Raw genomic sequence first — 18,846 nt, 5'->3', positions numbered from 1 at the left:
TTACTTGGCCATAGTGCATGAAATCTCTTCAAGCTTTGCATCTATTAAACTAAGTACTTTATTTCTATCTTCTTCAACATTCTCAAAATCTAGTCCATCTACATTAATTCTTAATATAGGTGATACATCATAAGCATCAAAGTATGTTTTATACTCACTGTTTAACTCTTCCCAGTAAGCTCTTTCTACTACTTGTTCATAATCTCTTCCTCTTTTTTGAATTCTTCTCATAGCTTCATCAACTGATGCTTCAAGGTATACCATAAGTTTTGGAGCTTTAACATGCTCTAACATATTCTCTAAAAGTTCTTTATATAACTCAAATTCCTCTTCTGTCATTTCACCTTTATCACATAACATTTTTGCAAAAATAACATCTCCGTATATACTTCTATCAAGTACACAGTCACCCTCTACCGCGGCTTCCTTTATGTGTTTAAATCTTTTGTTTAAGAAGAATACTTGTAATGGGAAAGCATATCTTGCTCTATCATAGTAGAATTTTTCTAAAATTGGATTATCTACTACTGGTTCTGCAAAAGCTGTTAATCCTCTCTCTGCTAAAATATTCATTAATGTACTTTTACCTACTCCTACTACTCCATCTACAACTATCATTGACCAAACTCCCTCTTTATCTATTTTTCCTAGTAACTCTTTGTATGTTTCAAATTTTGTTTTTAACATTGAAGACAATATCCTGTTCCTCCTAAAGCTAAAATATTTTAAAGCTATCTAAAAATTTAAACAGCTAACATTTTTATTAAATTTTCTATTTCTATTAATTTCGACACTTGTATTAGTTTATCATATATTGCTATATAATTTCACTCACATTAAAAAAGTTTTACAATTGGTTTTTAACATTACCAACTGTAAAACTCTTTATATCTTTATTTCTCGTTATTTAACTCTAAATCTTAATCCTCTAATTTATAAAAAGTTATGTGGTCTCTCCATTGTCCATTTATAAACAAGTAATTTTTGTTTACACCAACCTCTTCAAAACCACAACCTTTTAGGACTCCCTTAGACTTTTCATTATCAAGTAATGTAGATGCCTCTATTCTGTGAAGCCCCATTGTATCAAATGCATAGTCTAATATAAGTCTTAGAGTTTCCTTCATATATCCTTTACCCTGACAGTCTTTATCTATAGAGTATCCTACAAATGCACTCTTAAATACTCCATAAACTATATTAGATAATTTTATCTTACCTATAAACTTATCATCTTCAAATATCCCCATATCTAGTGATGTTCCATTAAGGTATTGTTTATATCCCTCAACAAGTATTGCCCTTTGAGTTTCTATGCTATAAAAACTTTGATCTCTAGTTGGCTCTACTTCACCTAGATGTTCTTTATTATTTGTATAGTACTCAACCATCTCTTCTGCATATGATGGATTTAAAGTTTTTAGAGTTAGTCTTCTACCTTGAAGTTCTAAATCTAACATTCTAAATCCTTCTTTAAACGTCTGCTTATCTATTCCAAATAGAAGTTCATCTTTATGCGCTCCATTTGATATTGTATTATTTGAAAGTATGCCCTCAAGTGCAAATCCAACATTTAAGAATGCACCAACATTAATATTGTCAGCTATAAATATATTAAGCTTATATATATCTTTCTTGTTAAATATAACTCTTGCTATTATTTCTAATGCCTCTTCAAGTACTGCTTTATTCTCTCTATAAAACTTAAGTCTTATAGATGACCTTTTCTCACTTGAGCTAAGTTCTAATATTGCAAATCTTCCTATTGTTATCCCTGATGAATCTTTTATTACATAGTCCTTCTTACTACCCGTTACTAGCAGTATCTTGACATTTTTTGTTGTATGCATAACCATCTCTCTCCAAAAAATATATCTATTTTTTATTTACTAAAATATCTTTAGTTCTATTATAAAGAATAATAAACAATATTGCACTTATAAGTAAACAAATTGGCATAATATAAAATGCTTTTTCTGCTCCTATCTGGTCACTTATCATTCCCATAACCTTATTCATAACCATCATAACAAAACTTACTGAAGTTACTATTATCCCTGTTATATATGAACTTCTTTCTTTAAAGACCTTACTAATTGTAAGAACCCCTGTTGGGAATGTGATAGAGAAGAATATTGCTGATGCTGAAATTACTATAAGTCCATTTTCTCCCATAAGTATCCCTATAGAAAAAGTAATTGCTCCAAGTATAAGTGATACTGCCATTGTATTAAAGTATCCTGTTTTATGAACTACAAAGCCTCCAAGAAGTCTTCCTATTGCAAATATAGCAAAGAATATTGCTGTATACATAGCTGCCTCTCCTGTACTTATATCAAAGCTAGATGTTATATAGTTAGAGAACCATCCACCTGTACCTTGTTCTGCAAATGCATATAAGCCTAGACCAAACATATAAAGTAAAACTATTGGATTCTTTAGAAGAACTATAATTTTAATTTTTTCTTTCTTCTCATCATTTTTATGTACTGCTGGCATTTTAAAAAATATAAATATTATTAGTACAACCACATATATAACTGCTACTCCAAGATATATACTTCTCCATTCTATGCCTCTTCTTGATAATTCACCAAAAGCTGCCTGTCCAACACTCGCTCCCATAGCATAGAAGAAATGCATTATATTCATAATAATTGTTTGTGCCGATATAACTATTATTGGAATTATGGTATTACTAGCTATTGCATTAAGTGCTACTCCCCCATTTGCTAGTGCAACACCTAAAACTACCATAGCAAAACTACTTGCCTGTGATAAACATACTAATGCAAGTATAGCTACTATCATTCCAAGTATATAAACTTTCTTTTGTCCTATCTTCTCACTTAAAAGCCCACCAAGATATGTGAATATCATATATGCTGCTGAACCTACAATAAACATATTACTTATGCTACTATCATCTATTCCAAATTCAGTTTTAAATACAGGAACAAAAATCCCAAAAGTATTTTCTATAACTGCTGCAAGAACCATTAATGTAAAAATAAAAATTAGTGCCTTTGTATTATTTTTCTTGCCCATTATTTCCTCCTAAAGTCTATTATTAAATTTTCAAATTTCTTTTTTCAAAACATTAAAATTATAACACACAAAAGATATTTGTAGATATTTGTCTAACACTTTATAAACTATATTTGTAACAACAGATAGTCACTTTGAATAGATTATAGAGTAAACATCTTTTTTGTTTATTCTTGATATTTCTAACATTTTTCATTTCTCCTTTAACCTATAAAATAAGCAGGATCTAGATTTCCTTTGCTCTAGGTCCTGCTTTCTTTTTGTGTTTGGTATGACATTATTATAAAAGAGCCAAGTAATTTTTTTACTTGGCTCTAGCTTTATATATTTATTATTTTTCTAGTAAATCTTTTACTACCTGTGATGCAAGTATCATCCCTGCAACTCCTGGTACAAATGACATACTACCTGGTGATTGTCTTTTTGAAAGTCTTGTGATATCCTCACCATCAACTTTCTTTTGTGCATCAACCTGTGGTGATTGTGGTTTTATAGGTAATTCTTCTGAGTAAACCACTTTTAATTTTTTAACCCTTCTTTTTTTAAGTTCATTTCTCATAACTCTAGCAAGAGGGCATACACTTGTTTTATGTATATCTGCAACTTTAAATAATGATGGGTCAAGTTTGTTCCCTGTTCCCATAGATGCAATTATCTTTATATCTTTATTATAGCAATACTCTGCAAGTGCAAGTTTTGATGTTACTGAGTCTATGGCATCTACAACATAATCTATATCATCCGGAATGACTTCTTCCATATTATCTGCTGTTAAGAATACTTGCTTTGTAATTACATTGCACTCTGGATTTATAAGAAGCATTCTATCTCTCATAACTTCAACTTTTATTTTATCTACAGTTTCTCTTGTTGCATGAATCTGTCTATTTAAATTACTTATATCAACAGTATCATTATCAACTATAATAATTGTACCTATCCCAGTTCTAGTTAAAGCCTCTGTTGTAAAACTTCCAACTCCACCTACTCCAAAGACTATAACCTTTGAATTTTGAAGCTTTTCTATTCCCTCTTCTCCAATAAGAAGCTGTGTTCTTACTAATTGTTCATTTAACATAATTTTTTCTCCTCTCAAGTAAACGAATTGTTATATATCTATTATATATGCTTGTTTTCTATATTTTCAATAATCTTATTTATTATTCATAGTTAAGTAAAATTTTTAATATATTAAACTTAACTAGTATATTCAAGGAGATTTGTTTTATGAAATTTAGACTTAATCCCTTTAAGATATATTCTGACATAGAAAATGGAAAGACATACATAAAACCATTAAATATATTCTTTGCCATATTAATTATAATAATTGATGTTCATATAGTTAAATTTATAGAACCAAACCTTTTAAAACTTTTAAGATACCTTGATTTAAGTAATGAGTTTCTTTTTAACTCTACGCTTTTCATAATACAAATGTTTGCTGGACTAATTAGCCTTAACATAGTAGTTTTACTTATAGAAAAGAAAACACCTGATATTAATGCTACATCAAATAGTTTTGCTCTAGATTTTATCTATGTAATAACTTTAATACTTGGATTTAGATTTTTATATGAGGGAAGCATCTACCAACTTAAAAATTTACTAGCAATTGATTTCACAGTTAACTCTATACTCCTTAGCTGTATCTATGCACCATTTATTGAGGAGCTTATGTATAGAGGTTTTATACTTAATGGAATGATAAAAAAATATCCACCCCATATTGCACTCTTTTTTTCATCTGCAATATTTGGAATAATGCACCTTAGTTTTTTTCAGAGTATAAATGCTTTTTTGATTGGTATGATTATAGGTTATCTTTTTATAAAAACAAAATCTTTGTATCTTTGTATCTTTATCCACTTTTGTAATAACTTTATTGTTATGTATTTACCTACAGTATTTTTTGATTCATTTATCACAACTTTTATTTATTCTGTGTTTAATCTAATACTTGGTAGTTCTTTAATTTGGTTTAGTATGGATAAAATGAAATTAAAGAAGAGGAAAAAGATTTTCTCTGATTATGATGAAGAATTTAATTTCTTTGTTGAAGAATAGGAAAGAGCAATCATTTAAAATATGACTGCTCTTTTCTCTAAAACTTAAATATTTATTCGCAAATAAAATATTATTAATATTTGCTTATTCACACAAACCTAGTTATATCAATAGTTTTAACTTTCCACTTAATTTTGCGACTGTTTTCAGAACAGTCGCAAACTCAAATATTTATTTGCAATAATATATTACTTTATATTTAATCCAAATTTATTTAGAATTTGAATTGTTCCATCTAAAAATATTCCCCCCTCCTTATTTGCCATTTCCCATATCTCTAATGTTCGAAGTGCTATTTTCATTTCATTATAAAAACTCTCATCTTTAGATTCTTCTTTACAATTATTTTCCTTAACAACTATAGTTTTTACTTTAACTTTATTTTTAAAACTTTTTTCACCTAAAATATAATATCCCTTTTTCCTTAACTCTGGAACTACTTCTCTTCTTACCCATCTGCTAAACTTTAATCCAGCTGGTCTTGTACTGTACTGGAGCACACCATATAGCCCTGGTTCAAAAAGTATAATTAATTTTCTCGCTTTTACACTTATTACACTTGGAATAATCGAATTAGCTATATTTCGAAACTTACTTAACTCTTCACCCTCCAATATTTTATATTCAATATCTGGCTCAAATCCCATTCGTTCAATGCATTCATTTAAAACAGCACTTCCATTTGAATAATCTAATCCTTTTACTATCTCCTTTCCTATCCAGCATGGTCTTCCATTCCAAATCATTGTATGTAATTCATAATCTTCAAATGTTTTACAAATTAAATCATTTGATTTTTTCATTTTCTCCAACTCCTTCTTGTAGGACAAGTCCTATAAATGTTATACTGTGTTCATCATTATTCCTAAGTACCTAGTGAATAACTTAGAGGATAATTTTTAACTGTTTAATTTAAAAACCTCATTTTTAAATTAGACACTTTGATTTTTTCATTAAACTCAAGTCTACGACTTCCATAAAGGTCGTAGATTTTTTTATTTTTCTCTAGTTTTTAATTATGTATGTCATTTCTTTTCTTACAATAATGTTGTCATCAGTATAACTTTTCATAAATACTTCTATTACATCATTCATCTTCTGTTCCTTCTCTTTGCAAAGTTCTCTGAATTTATCTTGAATTGCTACATCAATTGTTGTTGTAAATTGTCTTCTTGGCATTTTACATTCCTCCTAATTTTTATCCATATAATTTGTAAAATATTTTTACTCTCTTAGCTTTTGTATTTTAATTCTTTTTTATACATAAAATTTAGTTTTTTTTCCAAGAAAGTCATAGAATAATTTTTCTATAATTGGTTATTCACAAACTACTGTAAATAATAGATTTATTTATCCACAGATTTTGTGATTTCTAAATTTATCTCCACACAAATCTGTGACTAAAGTGTGAGTTAATCAAATTCTTATTTGTTTAAGAGATAGTATTTGTATATAATATATGTATCTCAAAAGGTTAAAGGAGGAGTTATTATGACTCTAGGAATTATAGGCGCTATGAGCGAAGAACTTGAAATACTTTTAAAAGACATGGAAGTTGAAAGTAAAAATACAAAAGCTAACATGACATTCTACAAAGGTAAGCTTTGGAATCAAAATGTTGTTGCAGTTGTTTCTGGAATAGGTAAAGTTAACGCTGCTATCTGTACTCAAATATTAATAAGTGAGTATAATGCAGATAAAGTTATCAATGTTGGAGTTGCTGGTGGAGTTAAAAAAGACATATTCCCTGGAAATGTTGTTATAGCTAACAACCTTGTTCAATATGATATGGATACAACAGTATTTGGTGACCCTATTGGTCAAATTCCAAGACTTGATACATTTGATTTTAAATGTGATGCAACTCTTGTAGAGCTTGCTAAAAAAGCTTGTGATGAAAATTCAGAAATTAAAAGTTCAGTTGGAAGAATAATCACAGGAGATCAATTTGTTGCTTCTGTAGAGAAAGTTCAATGGATGGAAAAAGAATTTGATGCCTTCGCAGTTGAAATGGAAGGTGGAGCTATAGCTCACACAGCATACTTAAATAATGTACCTTTCGTAGTTATCAGATCAATATCTGACAATGCTAATAATGGTGCTCACATGGACTTCGCAGAGTTTACAGCTATCGGAGTTAAAAATTCAACAGCTATATTAAAATCAATGTTACTTTCAATGTAATCTGATTTTAAAAGCAGAAAACCTGTGGATAACTTTTATTAAAAGTTATCCACAGGTTTTTATTTATTTTAATTTGTGTATAAACAATCCGCTTCTAAGTTTTGGTTCAAACCAAGTAGATTTAGGCGGCATTATTTTACCTTCATCAGAAACTTGTATAAGCTGCTCTATACTTGTAGGATACATTGAAAATGCTATATCCATATCAGATTTAACTCTTCTTTCAAGTTCATCAAGCCCTCTGATTCCACCTACAAAATCAATTCTTTTATCAGTTCTAACATCTTGTATTCCAAGTAGAGGTTTTAATATATTTTCTTCTAATATAGAAACATCTAAACTTTTTATGCTATCTGCTGCGTCATAAGAATTTTTCTTTGCAGTTACTTCATACCAAGTTCCTTTAATGCACATCCCAAAACTTTTAGGTTTTTTAGGTTTGCTTTGTACTGAACCTATCATATTTACTGTGAAGTTTTGCTTTAATCCTTCTATAAAAGTTATAAGATTAAAGTTTTCTTTAACTCTTACAACTCTATTATAATCTAATATATTTAAATCACTTGATGGAAATACTACTCCAAGGAAATAGTTAAATTCCTCTTCACCTGTATAATCTTGATTTTCTTGTCTTCTAAGTCTTCCAACATTAATTGATGATGCTGTTCTGTGGTGACCATCTGCTATATAAAGACTATCTACCCCCTCAAACTTATTAACTATCATATCAACTATAATTTCATCATTAATAACCCATAATCTATGTGTTATATTATCATCACTAACAAAATTATAAACAGGCTCTATCTTCTCACAGTATGAATCTATAAGACTTGTTATACTACCCTCTTCTTTATAAGTTAAAAGTATAGGACTTGTATTAGCATCACAAACATTAAAGTGATTTGTTCTATCTACTTCTTTATCTGGTCTAGTAAATTCATGTCTTTTGATTATATTATTTTCATAATCATCAAGAGAGCAACACATTACTATTCCTCTTTGTACTTTTCCATCAACCTCTTCATCATAAATATATAAAGCATCTTTTTCATCTTGCTTTAAATATCCTTTTTCTATAAATTCATTTAAAAGCTCACTTGCTTTTTGATAAATCTTATCATCATAAACATCAACGCCCTCTGGAAAATTAACCTCTGCTCTATCTATATTTAAAAAAGATTTCTCATTTCCTTTTACCATTTCTCTTGCCTCTGCCACATTCATAACATCATAAGGAAGTGCCCCCACTTCACTTGCAACATTCTCATCTGGTCTTATTGCTTTAAAAGGTTTAATTCTAACCATATAACCCTCGCTCCTTTTATAATTTAAAAGTTTCTTTTACTATCTCATAAATCTCATCTGCAATTCTTTCTTGTGCTTCATTTGTAGAAGCTCCTATATGTGGTGTTGCACAAATTTTAGGATTATTAACAAGCCCTTGTTGGAATTTTGGTTCATTCTCAAATACATCAAGACCTGCTCCCCCAACTTTTCCACTATGAATTCCTACAAGTAAAGCCTCTGTACTTATAACAGAACCTCTAGCAGTATTTATAAGAAAAACTCCATCTTTCATTATATTAATCTCATCATCACCAATTAAACACTCTGTTGTAGGTACATGAATTGAAATATAATCTGATTTTTTATATAAATCATTAAGCTCTACATATTCATAAGCACTCGCAAGGTCAATAGCACCCATAGCATCTGAATAAATAACTTTCATTCCAAGTGCACTAGCTTTTGCTGCAAGTGTTCTACCTATTCTACCCATCCCTATAATTCCAAGAGTTTTCCCTAAAATCTCGCTACCTGTGTAAGATTTTTTATTCCACTCACCTTTTCTCATAGTAATATTTGCTTGAACTATGAATCTTGATAAAGCAAACATATGTGCAAGTACAAGTTCTGCAACAGATGCAGAGCTTGCAAATGGTGTGTTTTTAACATCTATCCCATTTTTCTGTGCATAAACAACATCTATATTGTCAACCCCAACACCAGCTCTTATAACAAGCTTTAAGTCTCCCCCCTTGATATTATCAATTAAAGATTCTCTAACCTTTGTAGCTGACCTTACAACTAAAATATCAGTAGTTTTTAACTTCTCTACAAGTTCATCCCCCTCATAATGAGTATTCTCTACCTCTACTCCTAATTTCTTTAATTTTAAAGCTAAATCTGCTTCTACACCGTCATTAAATAATATTCTTCCCATTTATATATTCCTCCAAACTTTTTTTAAATATTAGACCTCTTTAGCCTATTTTTTAGCCTAAAGAGGTCCACAAAACTTATAGCCATTATCAACGAGGCTTTTCAGATTTTTATAACACTCCTAGCGTTGAAAATTACTTAAAATTACTATCTTTTCACTAAAAACCTAAGATTTCATCAATTGCTATAAGTAAAGTATTTATATCCTCTACCTTGCAATCTGCCATATGAGCAATTCTAAATGTTTTTTCTTTTAACTTACCATAACCATTTGACAATACCATGCCTTTTTTTCCAAGTTCTTTATTAAGATCTGAAATACTTATGCCCTTAGTATTTTTTATATTAGTTAAAGTATTTGAATAATATCCAGCTTCTGTGAATATCTCAAAATGCTCTTTTGCCCATGCTCTAACAATCTCTGCCATCTCTATATGTCTATTAAATCTATTTTCTAAACCTTCTATATTCAAAATATAATCTAATTGATAATCTAAAGCATACATATGTGAAAGTGATGGTGTTGAAGGATATTGATAATCTTTTTTCGCAATATACTTATCAAGAGTAAGTAAATCAAGGTATGTCCCTCTATTCTCAACAGTCTTTGCTCTCTCTCTAGCTTTATCAGAGAATGTACAAATAGCAAGTCCTGGTGGAAGTCCAATGCATTTTTGAGTTGATGTAATAAGAATATCTATACCACACTTATCAACCTCTATCTTTGTACCAACAGCAGAACTAACTGCATCTACACAAAAAATAATATTTGGATACTTTTTAACAACCTCACCAATTTCCTCTATAGGATTCATAACCCCTGTTGAAGTTTCATTATGAGTAACTGCTACAAGATCATAATCACCTGTTGCAAGAACCTTGTCCACCTCTTCTGCATGAAGTGCTTTTCCCCACTCAACCTCAAACTTATCTACTTTTATATTATTACTCACTGCAATTTCATACCATCTGTTTCCAAAGGCCCCAACAGAGAAAATAGCTGCTTTTTTTGCAGTACAACTTTTAATAGCACCTTCCATAAGTCCCGTACCTGAAGAACTTGAAAGTAAAATCTCACTCTTTGTATAAAGAATTTTCCTAAGATTTTCACTAATCCTTCTTTGAAGGTCAGATGCGTCCTTCCCCCTATGACCTATCATTGGCATAGCCATTTTTTCTAAAACGTCTGGTCTAACATCAACCGGACCAGGAATAAATAATTTCTTGTGCATTTATTTTTGCCCCCTTTAAAATATAAGCACTATATTTTTTCTTTTTTTAAATATATTATTCGGTAGTTTGATTAATGTTAATGTATTTTGATTAAATTTATAAATTATTAATTTTTAATATATTCGCTTCTATACAAAACTTTTAAAAAATGCATAAAAAAAAGCCCTAGATATCCGAGCATTGTGTTGACATGGAGTTTATTTACTCATCTTTATCTAGGGCTTTTAAGATTTAGTTTAGAGGTCATCTTTAAAGAATTCATATTCATTAAATTCTGTACTCTCTGGTTCATACAAAGAATTATTATCATGATGGTTACTACATATAAAATCATTCTCCCTGTTTGGATCATAAAATTTTATATTCCTATCTATTGCAGACAATTGATGATAAGTAGCAATTATAACAATCACACCTTTCCTAAATACTAAATCAAAGTTAGTATTCCACCAATTTTATTTTTTATCCATAAAAAAAAAGTAGCTCTCGCTACTTTTAAATCTTACATATATTTAAACTGCTTAGGTATAATTCTTACTATAAACATTATCCCAAGTCCAATTAATAAACCATCTATTCCCTCACCCAGACCACCTAAATTAAACAATCCTACAATACCATATATAATAGCTATTACAACAATAAAAATTACCACTAAAATTGCAGGCTTCCAGATAGTATCTATTTTTATCAAGCTACTTACTTTCTCTGTAATAGTTATAAATTTATTAATAATTAAATAGGCAATCATACCTATTGCTACTCCAACACTCATCATATTTTTTTCCTCCTTAGTTAAGACCCTTATTAATTTGATTATAGAGTACATTTTTTTATATTTGAATAGATTCTACAAAAATTTAATAAATTGCTACAAAAAAACTCCTTTATGTCTTACCACAAAGGAGTTTGAATTACTTATTATCATGTTCTACAGTTGTAAAGAATGAATTATCTAGTTCTTCTCTTTGGTGCATTTTCACATCATCAAAACTAACTTTCTCCTCTTTAGCAGAATCCTCATATTCTTTTTGAACCTCTGAACTCTCTTTAATCTTTATATCTTCATCAAAGAATAATTCTTCAAACCCTTTACTACTATCATCATCTGAAATATTTTTTTCAAAAACACCCTCAACCTCTGGAACTTCTCTTTTTCCTAAATCTTTAGTTCCACTTAAATGTTCCCCATTTTTTGGAATGTAACTTGTTTTTATAGTTTCTTTTACAATTCCTTTGCTCTCTAATGAAGTTTCATTTATCTTAACATCTATATTGATCTTAACATCAACATTTTGACCATTATTTTCAATATTTTTTGTTACCTCTAAAGTATTGTTTGCTTTTACTTTTTTAGGCTTTCTCTCTTTCTTTTGTACTTTTAACTCAATTAAATTATATCTTTTCATATAAAGATTCTCAAAAAGAACCGTTAATGTTGGTATCAATATAATTGATACCATTGCTGTATACTCAAAAGCTTGTTCAAGTGTTATTGAATTCATTTTAAGCATTGAATATGCTCCAAATCCAGCTATTGAAAGATAAACAACAAACAAAGCAACTAAATCTAAAATTATAAATCTCCTTAAAAATGTTGATCTATAATTATGTGTTAAGGTTTTTTCTTTATACGTAACAAGAAATCTACTTATCCCTGCAAAACAAACTATCGCACCTGTTACAACTGCTAAAATTGTAATAAAAAACACCTCTGTACCAAGTGTTTCAACTCGAAGTTTACTCGTAAACATATTAAGATAATTTAAAACCACACTTGCTGTGAAATTAGATACTCCTACTACTCCTGGTATTTTGCTTGATGCAAAAAGATTAGATACTCCAAATAAAAGTATCAAACTTTCAAAAATAAATAGTGGGTATAGTGCAGCAGTTAGCCTTGGTTTCATTGTTATTTGAAATAAGAAACTTACAGCAACTCCTAAAACAGCCACTACAAACATATATATACACGAATTGAAGATTACATAAAATGGCACTTGTAACGTTGCTAATTTTTCTCCATCCATTGCATATAAAACAGATTTAAGTAAAAAGTTTATAAATATACCTATAACTATTGGTGTAACAAGAAGCATTAAACTCTCTTTAAAATATAATATTCTATCTTTTTTATCTTTAAGTCTCATTCTAAGTTGATCTTCCTTATTTCTAAAGAAAATCCCTGCCATTACGCAAGTAGCTAAAACTAAAAATAATATTTGAAAATTTCCAATTGTAAAAAAGTCTTTTATAGCACTATTTTTTGTTACTCCTGTAAAGTTAGTTTTCATAAGATTTAAACCACCAGAAAAAACAAAAAATAAAACTGTATAAACAGTAGTAGTTGTACCTACCCATATGTTATTCTTTAAAATCAAGTTCTTTAATATAGTCCTCTCCCCCTTTAAGTTCTACATTATAAAATAAATGTCACAACTTTCCCTTTAAATATAGTAACCAATTTTTTTCAATAGCATATATTTATAGTATATTAAATCCATCTTGATTACTTGCAAAACTCCTCTCTTTGCAATAACCAGGATTATCTTGCTTAATATGCAAGTTTCTCCCATCTATTATTAAAAAACAGATGCCTACATTATTGGAAAGCATCTGTTTTTCTTGTATTTCTCTACTATTTAAGCTCCAGTTACTAGTTTGAAAACTACCATAACAATTACGCCAGGTATTCCAAATATCCCTGCTATAAGAGCTGTAAATATATTTATTCCTATTGTTATTCCAAAGCTTGCCCCAACAAAGTTTACTATCCAAAGAAGTATAACTCCAACGACACCATTTATAAGTAACTTTATAGAACCTTTGATTAACTTAAAAGCGATAAATGCCACTGCAAGTCCAATAAGTAATGATACTATATCCATTAAATTAATCCCCCTTTCCTTTTTTATCTTCTAGTATTTTTTACAGACATTATTATATACGTATAACATGCTTACTTTTATACCTTTTTCTTTTGCCTGTCCAAGTAAGTATTCATATCTAGCCATAGCATCTCTTTCTTTATATATAAGAGATTCAACTAATTTGGGATCACTTATGAAATCAAAATTATTCCTAAGTCTATCAATTTCACCTTTAGTTTCATTAACAGAGTTTATTATAAAATCTCTATCACTTATACTATTTCTACCTTTACTTGCTATTTCCTTTTTTTTTACACAATTTTTTTCTACTATTATTGTATTCTGCATAACAACCTCCTAATACATAAAACTTGTACATATTAGAAATTATTGACAATAATAATATTTTTATTCAAATTTAAAGCTCTTTTCTTCCCTCTAAAGCCTTTGATAGAGTTATTTCATCTGCATAATCTAAATCTCCACCAACAGGAATTCCTGAGGCAATTCTAGTAACTTTTATATCTAGTGGCTTTAAAACCTTTGATATGTACATAGCTGTAGCTTCTCCCTCAATATTAGGGTTTGTAGCAAGAATTACTTCTTTTATGTCTGCATTCATTCTAGCAACAAGTTCTCTAATTCTTATATCTTGAGGTCCTCTTCCTTGCATTGGAGATATGTTTCCATGTAAAACATGATAAATTCCATTAAAATCTCTAACTTTCTCCATAGTCATAATATCTTTTGGTTGTTCTACAACACATATTGTACTTATATCTCTATGATTACTTGCACATATGCTACAAGGGTCAGAATCTGTAAAATTCCCACAAACTGTACAGTACTTTATAGTTCCTCTGGCATCTTTAAGCGCATCTGCAAAAGCTTCAACTTCATCTTTTGGTAAGTTAAGAATATGCAATGTTAATCTTTGAGCTGTTTTCTTTCCTATACTGGGAAGTTTTGCAAACTCTTCTATTAACTTTTCTATCGCAATTGGGTAAAAATCCATAATCTTCTCCTTAATTTAAATAATATTTTAGGCATACAGTCAAATTTAACTGTATGCCTATTCTATAATCAATTATATACTTTTCTTAAATTAACTTAAAGATAAGTTTTTATTAAAACATTCCAGGTATGTTCATTCCACCTGTAAGTTTACCCATTTTGTTTTCTGCTTCGTCTCCAGCTATTCTCATAGCATTGTTTACTGCTGTTAAAACTAAATCTTCTAACATTTCAACATCATCTGGGTCTACTGCTTCTGGTTTAATGTTTATTGATTTAAGTTCTTTTTTACCATTAACTACTGCAGTTACAACTCCACCAGCTGTACCCTCGTACTCTTTAACTTCTAATTCCTCTTGAACTTTTGCCATTTGAGTTTGCATTTGTTGAGCTTGCTTCATTAGGTTTTGCATGTTACCCATTCCGCCTCCGAATCCACCTTTTGCCATATCTATGTTCCTCCTTAAAAAATAAATTTAACTAAAATATATTATATAATATTTTAGAGCGTAATTCCAACTATCTCCTATACTTTATTAATATGCAATATAATCTTTTTTGTTATTTCTTATTCATCAAAAACTTCTAATGCATCGCCCATAAGCCCTCTTAAATGTGATTCTACATCAACATCTTCACTTTCTTTATGAACTGAATAAATTACCTGAACTCTTTTACCTAAAATTTCTGAGAATACACCACTAATTTTTTTAGCAGTATCAACTTGTTGAAGTCTTAGTTTATTCCCTGAGAATTCTTTAGTAAATTCAACATGAATAACACCTTTATCACAACCTACTATATTCCCTGGTGTAAGTGAAAGATATATAATCATTTCTCTTCTAGCTTTTAATGTTTCAAGAACATCTCTCCAAGCCTTATTAGCCTCTATCATTGTCACACTCTCATCTAAATCACCATCTATTGGAACACTAGGTTTTGGTGCTACTTTGGGCTTTTGAATTTGTTTTGTAGGTACTTGTGCTCCTACTTGTGGTTGCCCTTGACCTTGATTTACAACTATATTTCCACTTCTAATTGCTTCTTCAAGTTTATTTATTCTTGTTAAAATAACTTCCTTTGACGTATCATACTCAATTTTACAAATTTTAATTATGGAAAGTTCAAGGTATAATCTAGCTTGCTTACTAAATTTAGCACCCTCTTCACCCTCTTGAAGTATTCTAATATTTCTTATTATTACTTCACCTCTAAGTTTTGCTGCCTGTTCTTTAAGTCTTGCTATACTTTCCTCTGCCATATCAAGAACTTCTTCTGGGTTCTTAGTTACTTTTATCATAAGAAGATTTCTATAATGAGCTACCATATCTTTTATAAATAACCCTAAATCTTTTCCTGATAAAACTATATCCTCAACAACACCCATAGCTTTTTCTATATTCTTTGAAACCATAGCATCTGTTAAATCAAATAAGTACTCATCATTTACAAGTCCAAGCATTGAAACAAGTTCATCATAATCAACACCATTACTTCCCATAGCAATTGCTTGGTCAAGAATGCTTAGTGCATCCCTCATAGCTCCATCTGAAACCCTTGCAATAAGATCTAAACTCTTATTATCTGCAAAGACACCCTTGCTATCTACAATCTCTCTAAGTCTTCCTACAACATCTTTCTTTGAAATTCTTTTAAAATCAAATCTCTGACATCTTGATAAAACTGTTATAGGTAATTTTTGAGGATCTGTTGTAGCAAGTATGAATACTACATTTTGTGGTGGTTCCTCTAATGTTTTAAGAAAAGCATTTACAGCCCCCATTGAAAGCATATGAACCTCATCCATAATATATACTTTTGTTTTAGCTTCCTGTGGTGGATACTGAACATCTTCTATAATTTCTCTTATCTTATCAACACCATTATGTGATGCTGCATCAAGTTCTGTTACATCTATTGCAAGCCCCTTATCTATCTTCTCGCACATTGAACATTTATTACAAGGTTCTCCATCTTGAAGGTCTAAGCAGTTTAATGCCTTAGCCATAACTTTAGATGCAGTTGTTTTCCCTGTTCCTCTTGTCCCACAAAATAGATAAGCATGTGCTGCCTTATCATTTATAATCTGATTTTTTAAAGTTGTTGTTATATGTTCCTGACCTACCATCTCACTAAAAGTTGAAGGTCTCCATTCTCTATACAAAGCTTTATAAGCCAAAATTGCCACCTCACAAGTTATTTAAATAATAACCTCTTAAATTAATATACTATAATTTTATCAAATTTAAGTAACTCTTCATAGTCTTTCTAGAAGTTCATCACTATAATATAATTATAACTACACGAGAATATCTTAAACATACTATAATAAATAAATTTTTAGGAGGATTTTAATGTTTTCAATAATAGTTGCACATAGCAAAAATAATGTAATAGGAAAAGATAATAAACTTCTTTGGCACATCCCAAACGACCTTAAAAGATTTAAAGAACTAACAATGGGTAAATCTATGGTTATGGGAAGAAAAACCTTTGAGTCACTACCTGGGGTGCTTCCTGGTAGAAAACATATTGTTTTAACTAGAGATAAAAATTTTACACATGAAAATAAAAATGTTGAAGTAATAACTGACTTTGAATCATTTGTAGAGAAATATAAAAACTCTAATGAAGAGATTTTTGTAATTGGTGGTGGAGAAATATATAAAATGTTTTTACCATATGTAAAAAAACTTTATATCACAGAAGTAATGATGAATATTGATGGTGATACTAAATTTCCTAAAATAGATAAATCAGATTGGAATATTGATTTTGAAAGTGAAATATTAGAACATAAAGATATGAAATATTGTTATAAAGATTATTCTAGAAAATAATAAAGAGGCCACAAAGCCTCTTTTAAATCTCAATTTTGGTCCGACCCTTGGTCTTACCCTTCAAGCCTCTGCCCTCTGAGGGCTGTACCTCTAGTATCAAACTAATCATTCAACTCCAAAAGTAGCTATCTCACTCATTTTACACAACTTTTTTTCTTGGTCCTACCCTTAAATAAAATCTTCTTCATCTAAATCGATTGGGATATTTATCCCCACTTCTGCATATATAGCTTGGTAAACTTTCAACTTTTTCATTTCATTATCTGTCACTTTATCTAAACTTTCTTTGAAAGCCTTCATAGTTTCATTTGCAAATCTTAACCTTTGGAATTTATCCACATCGAAATCATTACTAACCTTACACTGTGTTAATAATTTTTTCTTTTTAGAATTAGATTCTTCAACTGAATAATACCCATTTCTTCTTATTTTTGGTAAAACTTCATCTCTTATCCAAAATCTAAAGGTTATACCTAATGGTTTTTCAGTATATTGTAAATAACCATATAACCCTTTCTCATAAAAAATTATTATTTTAGGTGCATATTTAAATTTTTCTCTTAATTCCACATCCATTAATCCTTTGAAAAGCTTCAAATCATCTCCAACTAAAATTTCATATTCATTATTTAAACTGCAAATAAACTGTTCTCTTTTTATGCAGTTCATTATTGTCTTAGAAGTATTTATATATCCTAACATTTCTGCAATATTATTTGCAGCCCAACAAGGTTTTCCATTCCATATAAAAGTACAAATTTCAGTATCATTAAAATGTTTTTTCAATTTCCCATTCATATTCTCACCACCTTTCTCGTGAAATTTTAACCTTTAAAGGTTCTGCCCTTTGAGGGCTCAACCTCTGTCTTAACCTCTCAAGCTCCAGCCCTTTGAGGGCTCAACCTTACTCTCACTCCCTCTCAGGTGCCTATTTAACTCACTTTAAGGTTCCACACTTTGAGTACTCAACCTTTCTCCTCTCCTCTCAAGGTTGAGCCCTCTGAAGGCTCAACCTTACTCTTATCCTTCTAATCCTAACTTTATAGTTTTATCTACTACTAAGTTATCCTAATTAAGTTGTTTGCTTTCTTCTTGCTCTAAATAATCTTCTATTAATTCAATTATTTGATTTTGCATTGTTCTATCAAGTTGTGCCATTTTCACTTTTAATGCTCTATGCAAATCATCTGGCATTCTTAACGTCATTGTTTTCATATAATTTATCCTCCTAAATTTAAAACATTCAATAATCTTAGTAATCTAAAATCATTGATTACTGTTTTTAGTATTTTCTAAAAATAAAAAAATATACACAAAATATTTTTTAGAATAAAAAAATACACCATCTTATTTCTAAGATGATG

At 29.7% G+C, this 18,846-nt stretch carries 21 protein-coding genes; 3 read left to right on the top strand and 18 right to left on the bottom strand.

Going from position 1 to position 18,846, the window contains the following annotated elements; all coding sequences use genetic code 11:
• The 4 genes from Q0V24_RS03340 to Q0V24_RS03325 all read right to left on the bottom strand — a co-directional run bounded on the left by Q0V24_RS03340 (window position 1) and on the right by Q0V24_RS03325 (window position 4,126).
• The gene (locus Q0V24_RS03340; RefSeq protein WP_297518706.1) at window positions 1–687 is read right to left on the bottom strand and encodes a deoxynucleoside kinase; all 687 of its coding nucleotides are present in this window, start codon (window positions 685–687) and stop codon (window positions 1–3) included.
• A 233-nt stretch (window positions 688–920) separates the two neighbouring features.
• Window positions 921–1,850, bottom strand: coding sequence for a GNAT family protein (locus Q0V24_RS03335; protein WP_297518705.1), 930 nt, complete (start codon window positions 1,848–1,850; stop codon window positions 921–923).
• Window positions 1,851–1,875: 25 nt separating this feature from the next.
• Entirely contained in the window at window positions 1,876–3,048 is a 1,173-nt protein-coding gene (locus Q0V24_RS03330; protein ID WP_297518704.1) for a sugar MFS transporter, read from the bottom strand.
• Between the two features lie 331 nt (window positions 3,049–3,379).
• On the bottom strand, window positions 3,380–4,126 hold the full coding sequence (locus Q0V24_RS03325) for a tRNA threonylcarbamoyladenosine dehydratase (protein ID WP_297518703.1): 747 nt from the start codon (window positions 4,124–4,126) through the stop codon (window positions 3,380–3,382).
• Between the two features lie 149 nt (window positions 4,127–4,275).
• On the opposite strand from Q0V24_RS03325, the gene Q0V24_RS03320 reads away from it, so the two are divergent.
• The gene (locus Q0V24_RS03320) at window positions 4,276–5,115 is read left to right on the top strand and encodes a CPBP family intramembrane glutamic endopeptidase (RefSeq protein ID WP_297518702.1); all 840 of its coding nucleotides are present in this window, start codon (window positions 4,276–4,278) and stop codon (window positions 5,113–5,115) included.
• Window positions 5,116–5,303: 188 nt separating this feature from the next.
• On the opposite strand, the gene Q0V24_RS03315 is transcribed toward Q0V24_RS03320, so the two are convergent.
• Window positions 5,304–5,918 carry a BRO family protein gene (locus tag Q0V24_RS03315; protein ID WP_297518701.1) on the bottom strand — a complete coding sequence of 205 codons (615 nt, stop codon included), beginning with the start codon at window positions 5,916–5,918 and terminating at the stop codon, window positions 5,304–5,306.
• Window positions 5,919–6,120: 202 nt separating this feature from the next.
• Window positions 6,121–6,294, bottom strand: coding sequence for a hypothetical protein (locus Q0V24_RS03310; protein ID WP_297518700.1), 174 nt, complete (start codon window positions 6,292–6,294; stop codon window positions 6,121–6,123).
• Between the two features lie 312 nt (window positions 6,295–6,606).
• Between Q0V24_RS03310 and Q0V24_RS03305 the strand changes: the two genes are divergently transcribed.
• Complete coding sequence (locus Q0V24_RS03305; RefSeq protein WP_297518699.1) at window positions 6,607–7,299, top strand: 5'-methylthioadenosine/adenosylhomocysteine nucleosidase; 693 nt, start codon at window positions 6,607–6,609, stop codon at window positions 7,297–7,299.
• A gap of 63 nt (window positions 7,300–7,362) precedes the next feature.
• On the opposite strand, the gene Q0V24_RS03300 is transcribed toward Q0V24_RS03305, so the two are convergent.
• The 10 genes from Q0V24_RS03300 to dnaX form a co-directional block, all read right to left on the bottom strand.
• Complete coding sequence (locus tag Q0V24_RS03300; RefSeq protein WP_297518698.1) at window positions 7,363–8,607, bottom strand: DUF1015 family protein; 1,245 nt, start codon at window positions 8,605–8,607, stop codon at window positions 7,363–7,365.
• Between the two features lie 16 nt (window positions 8,608–8,623).
• Entirely contained in the window at window positions 8,624–9,526 is a 903-nt protein-coding gene (locus Q0V24_RS03295) for an NAD(P)-dependent oxidoreductase (protein WP_297518697.1), read from the bottom strand.
• 157 nt (window positions 9,527–9,683) lie between these two features.
• The gene (locus Q0V24_RS03290) at window positions 9,684–10,757 is read right to left on the bottom strand and encodes an alanine--glyoxylate aminotransferase family protein (protein ID WP_297518696.1); all 1,074 of its coding nucleotides are present in this window, start codon (window positions 10,755–10,757) and stop codon (window positions 9,684–9,686) included.
• Window positions 10,758–11,260: 503 nt separating this feature from the next.
• Window positions 11,261–11,536: a hypothetical protein gene (locus Q0V24_RS03285; protein WP_297518695.1), complete on the bottom strand. Its 276-nt coding sequence runs from the start codon at window positions 11,534–11,536 to the stop codon at window positions 11,261–11,263.
• Window positions 11,537–11,672: 136 nt separating this feature from the next.
• On the bottom strand, window positions 11,673–13,139 hold the full coding sequence (locus Q0V24_RS03280) for a hypothetical protein (protein WP_297518694.1): 1,467 nt from the start codon (window positions 13,137–13,139) through the stop codon (window positions 11,673–11,675).
• Window positions 13,140–13,400: 261 nt separating this feature from the next.
• Entirely contained in the window at window positions 13,401–13,646 is a 246-nt protein-coding gene (locus Q0V24_RS03275) for a pro-sigmaK processing inhibitor BofA family protein (RefSeq protein ID WP_297518693.1), read from the bottom strand.
• Window positions 13,647–13,676: 30 nt separating this feature from the next.
• On the bottom strand, window positions 13,677–13,976 hold the full coding sequence (locus Q0V24_RS03270; protein WP_297518692.1) for a DUF2508 family protein: 300 nt from the start codon (window positions 13,974–13,976) through the stop codon (window positions 13,677–13,679).
• A gap of 70 nt (window positions 13,977–14,046) precedes the next feature.
• A complete protein-coding gene (gene recR, locus Q0V24_RS03265) occupies window positions 14,047–14,643 on the bottom strand; it encodes a recombination mediator RecR (RefSeq protein ID WP_297518691.1) in 597 nt (198 codons plus the stop codon).
• Window positions 14,644–14,755: 112 nt separating this feature from the next.
• Complete coding sequence (locus Q0V24_RS03260; RefSeq protein ID WP_297518690.1) at window positions 14,756–15,091, bottom strand: YbaB/EbfC family nucleoid-associated protein; 336 nt, start codon at window positions 15,089–15,091, stop codon at window positions 14,756–14,758.
• A gap of 119 nt (window positions 15,092–15,210) precedes the next feature.
• On the bottom strand, window positions 15,211–16,821 hold the full coding sequence (dnaX, locus tag Q0V24_RS03255; protein WP_297518689.1) for a DNA polymerase III subunit gamma/tau: 1,611 nt from the start codon (window positions 16,819–16,821) through the stop codon (window positions 15,211–15,213).
• A gap of 175 nt (window positions 16,822–16,996) precedes the next feature.
• Here dnaX and Q0V24_RS03250 point away from each other — a divergent pair, with 175 nt between their 5' ends.
• Window positions 16,997–17,482, top strand: a complete 486-nt coding sequence (locus Q0V24_RS03250) for a dihydrofolate reductase (protein WP_297518688.1) — start codon at window positions 16,997–16,999, stop codon at window positions 17,480–17,482.
• 168 nt (window positions 17,483–17,650) lie between these two features.
• Here Q0V24_RS03250 and Q0V24_RS03245 read toward each other — a convergent pair whose 3' ends face one another.
• On the bottom strand, window positions 17,651–18,280 hold the full coding sequence (locus tag Q0V24_RS03245) for a BRO family protein (protein WP_297518687.1): 630 nt from the start codon (window positions 18,278–18,280) through the stop codon (window positions 17,651–17,653).
• Between the two features lie 270 nt (window positions 18,281–18,550).
• On the bottom strand, window positions 18,551–18,697 hold the full coding sequence (locus Q0V24_RS03240; protein WP_297518686.1) for a hypothetical protein: 147 nt from the start codon (window positions 18,695–18,697) through the stop codon (window positions 18,551–18,553).
• Between the last annotated feature and the right edge of the window lie 149 nt (window positions 18,698–18,846).

This window comes from uncultured Clostridium sp., from assembly GCF_947039605.1.
In the GTDB taxonomy this organism is placed as follows: Bacteria; Bacillota; Clostridia; order Clostridiales; family Clostridiaceae; genus Sarcina.
The sequence above is the reverse complement of the archived record's forward strand: the minus strand, read 5'-3'. Positions and strand labels throughout refer to the sequence as shown.

Coding starts and splice junctions, on each gene's coding strand:
- Q0V24_RS03295 (WP_297518697.1), bottom strand. CDS start 9,526: ATGGGAAGAATATTATTTAATGACGGTGTAGAAGCAGATTTAGCTTTA.
- Q0V24_RS03335 (WP_297518705.1), bottom strand. CDS start 1,850: ATGCATACAACAAAAAATGTCAAGATACTGCTAGTAACGGGTAGTAAG.
- Q0V24_RS03240 (WP_297518686.1), bottom strand. CDS start 18,697: ATGAAAACAATGACGTTAAGAATGCCAGATGATTTGCATAGAGCATTA.
- recR (WP_297518691.1), bottom strand. CDS start 14,643: ATGGATTTTTACCCAATTGCGATAGAAAAGTTAATAGAAGAGTTTGCA.
- Q0V24_RS03330 (WP_297518704.1), bottom strand. CDS start 3,048: ATGGGCAAGAAAAATAATACAAAGGCACTAATTTTTATTTTTACATTA.
- Q0V24_RS03290 (WP_297518696.1), bottom strand. CDS start 10,757: ATGCACAAGAAATTATTTATTCCTGGTCCGGTTGATGTTAGACCAGAC.
- Q0V24_RS03275 (WP_297518693.1), bottom strand. CDS start 13,646: ATGGATATAGTATCATTACTTATTGGACTTGCAGTGGCATTTATCGCT.
- Q0V24_RS03325 (WP_297518703.1), bottom strand. CDS start 4,126: ATGTTAAATGAACAATTAGTAAGAACACAGCTTCTTATTGGAGAAGAG.
- Q0V24_RS03310 (WP_297518700.1), bottom strand. CDS start 6,294: ATGCCAAGAAGACAATTTACAACAACAATTGATGTAGCAATTCAAGAT.
- Q0V24_RS03340 (WP_297518706.1), bottom strand. CDS start 687: ATGTTAAAAACAAAATTTGAAACATACAAAGAGTTACTAGGAAAAATA.
- Q0V24_RS03320 (WP_297518702.1), top strand. CDS start 4,276: ATGAAATTTAGACTTAATCCCTTTAAGATATATTCTGACATAGAAAAT.
- Q0V24_RS03270 (WP_297518692.1), bottom strand. CDS start 13,976: ATGCAGAATACAATAATAGTAGAAAAAAATTGTGTAAAAAAAAAGGAA.
- Q0V24_RS03250 (WP_297518688.1), top strand. CDS start 16,997: ATGTTTTCAATAATAGTTGCACATAGCAAAAATAATGTAATAGGAAAA.
- Q0V24_RS03260 (WP_297518690.1), bottom strand. CDS start 15,091: ATGGCAAAAGGTGGATTCGGAGGCGGAATGGGTAACATGCAAAACCTA.
- Q0V24_RS03315 (WP_297518701.1), bottom strand. CDS start 5,918: ATGAAAAAATCAAATGATTTAATTTGTAAAACATTTGAAGATTATGAA.
- Q0V24_RS03285 (WP_297518695.1), bottom strand. CDS start 11,536: ATGATGAGTGTTGGAGTAGCAATAGGTATGATTGCCTATTTAATTATT.
- Q0V24_RS03300 (WP_297518698.1), bottom strand. CDS start 8,607: ATGGTTAGAATTAAACCTTTTAAAGCAATAAGACCAGATGAGAATGTT.
- Q0V24_RS03305 (WP_297518699.1), top strand. CDS start 6,607: ATGACTCTAGGAATTATAGGCGCTATGAGCGAAGAACTTGAAATACTT.
- Q0V24_RS03245 (WP_297518687.1), bottom strand. CDS start 18,280: ATGAATGGGAAATTGAAAAAACATTTTAATGATACTGAAATTTGTACT.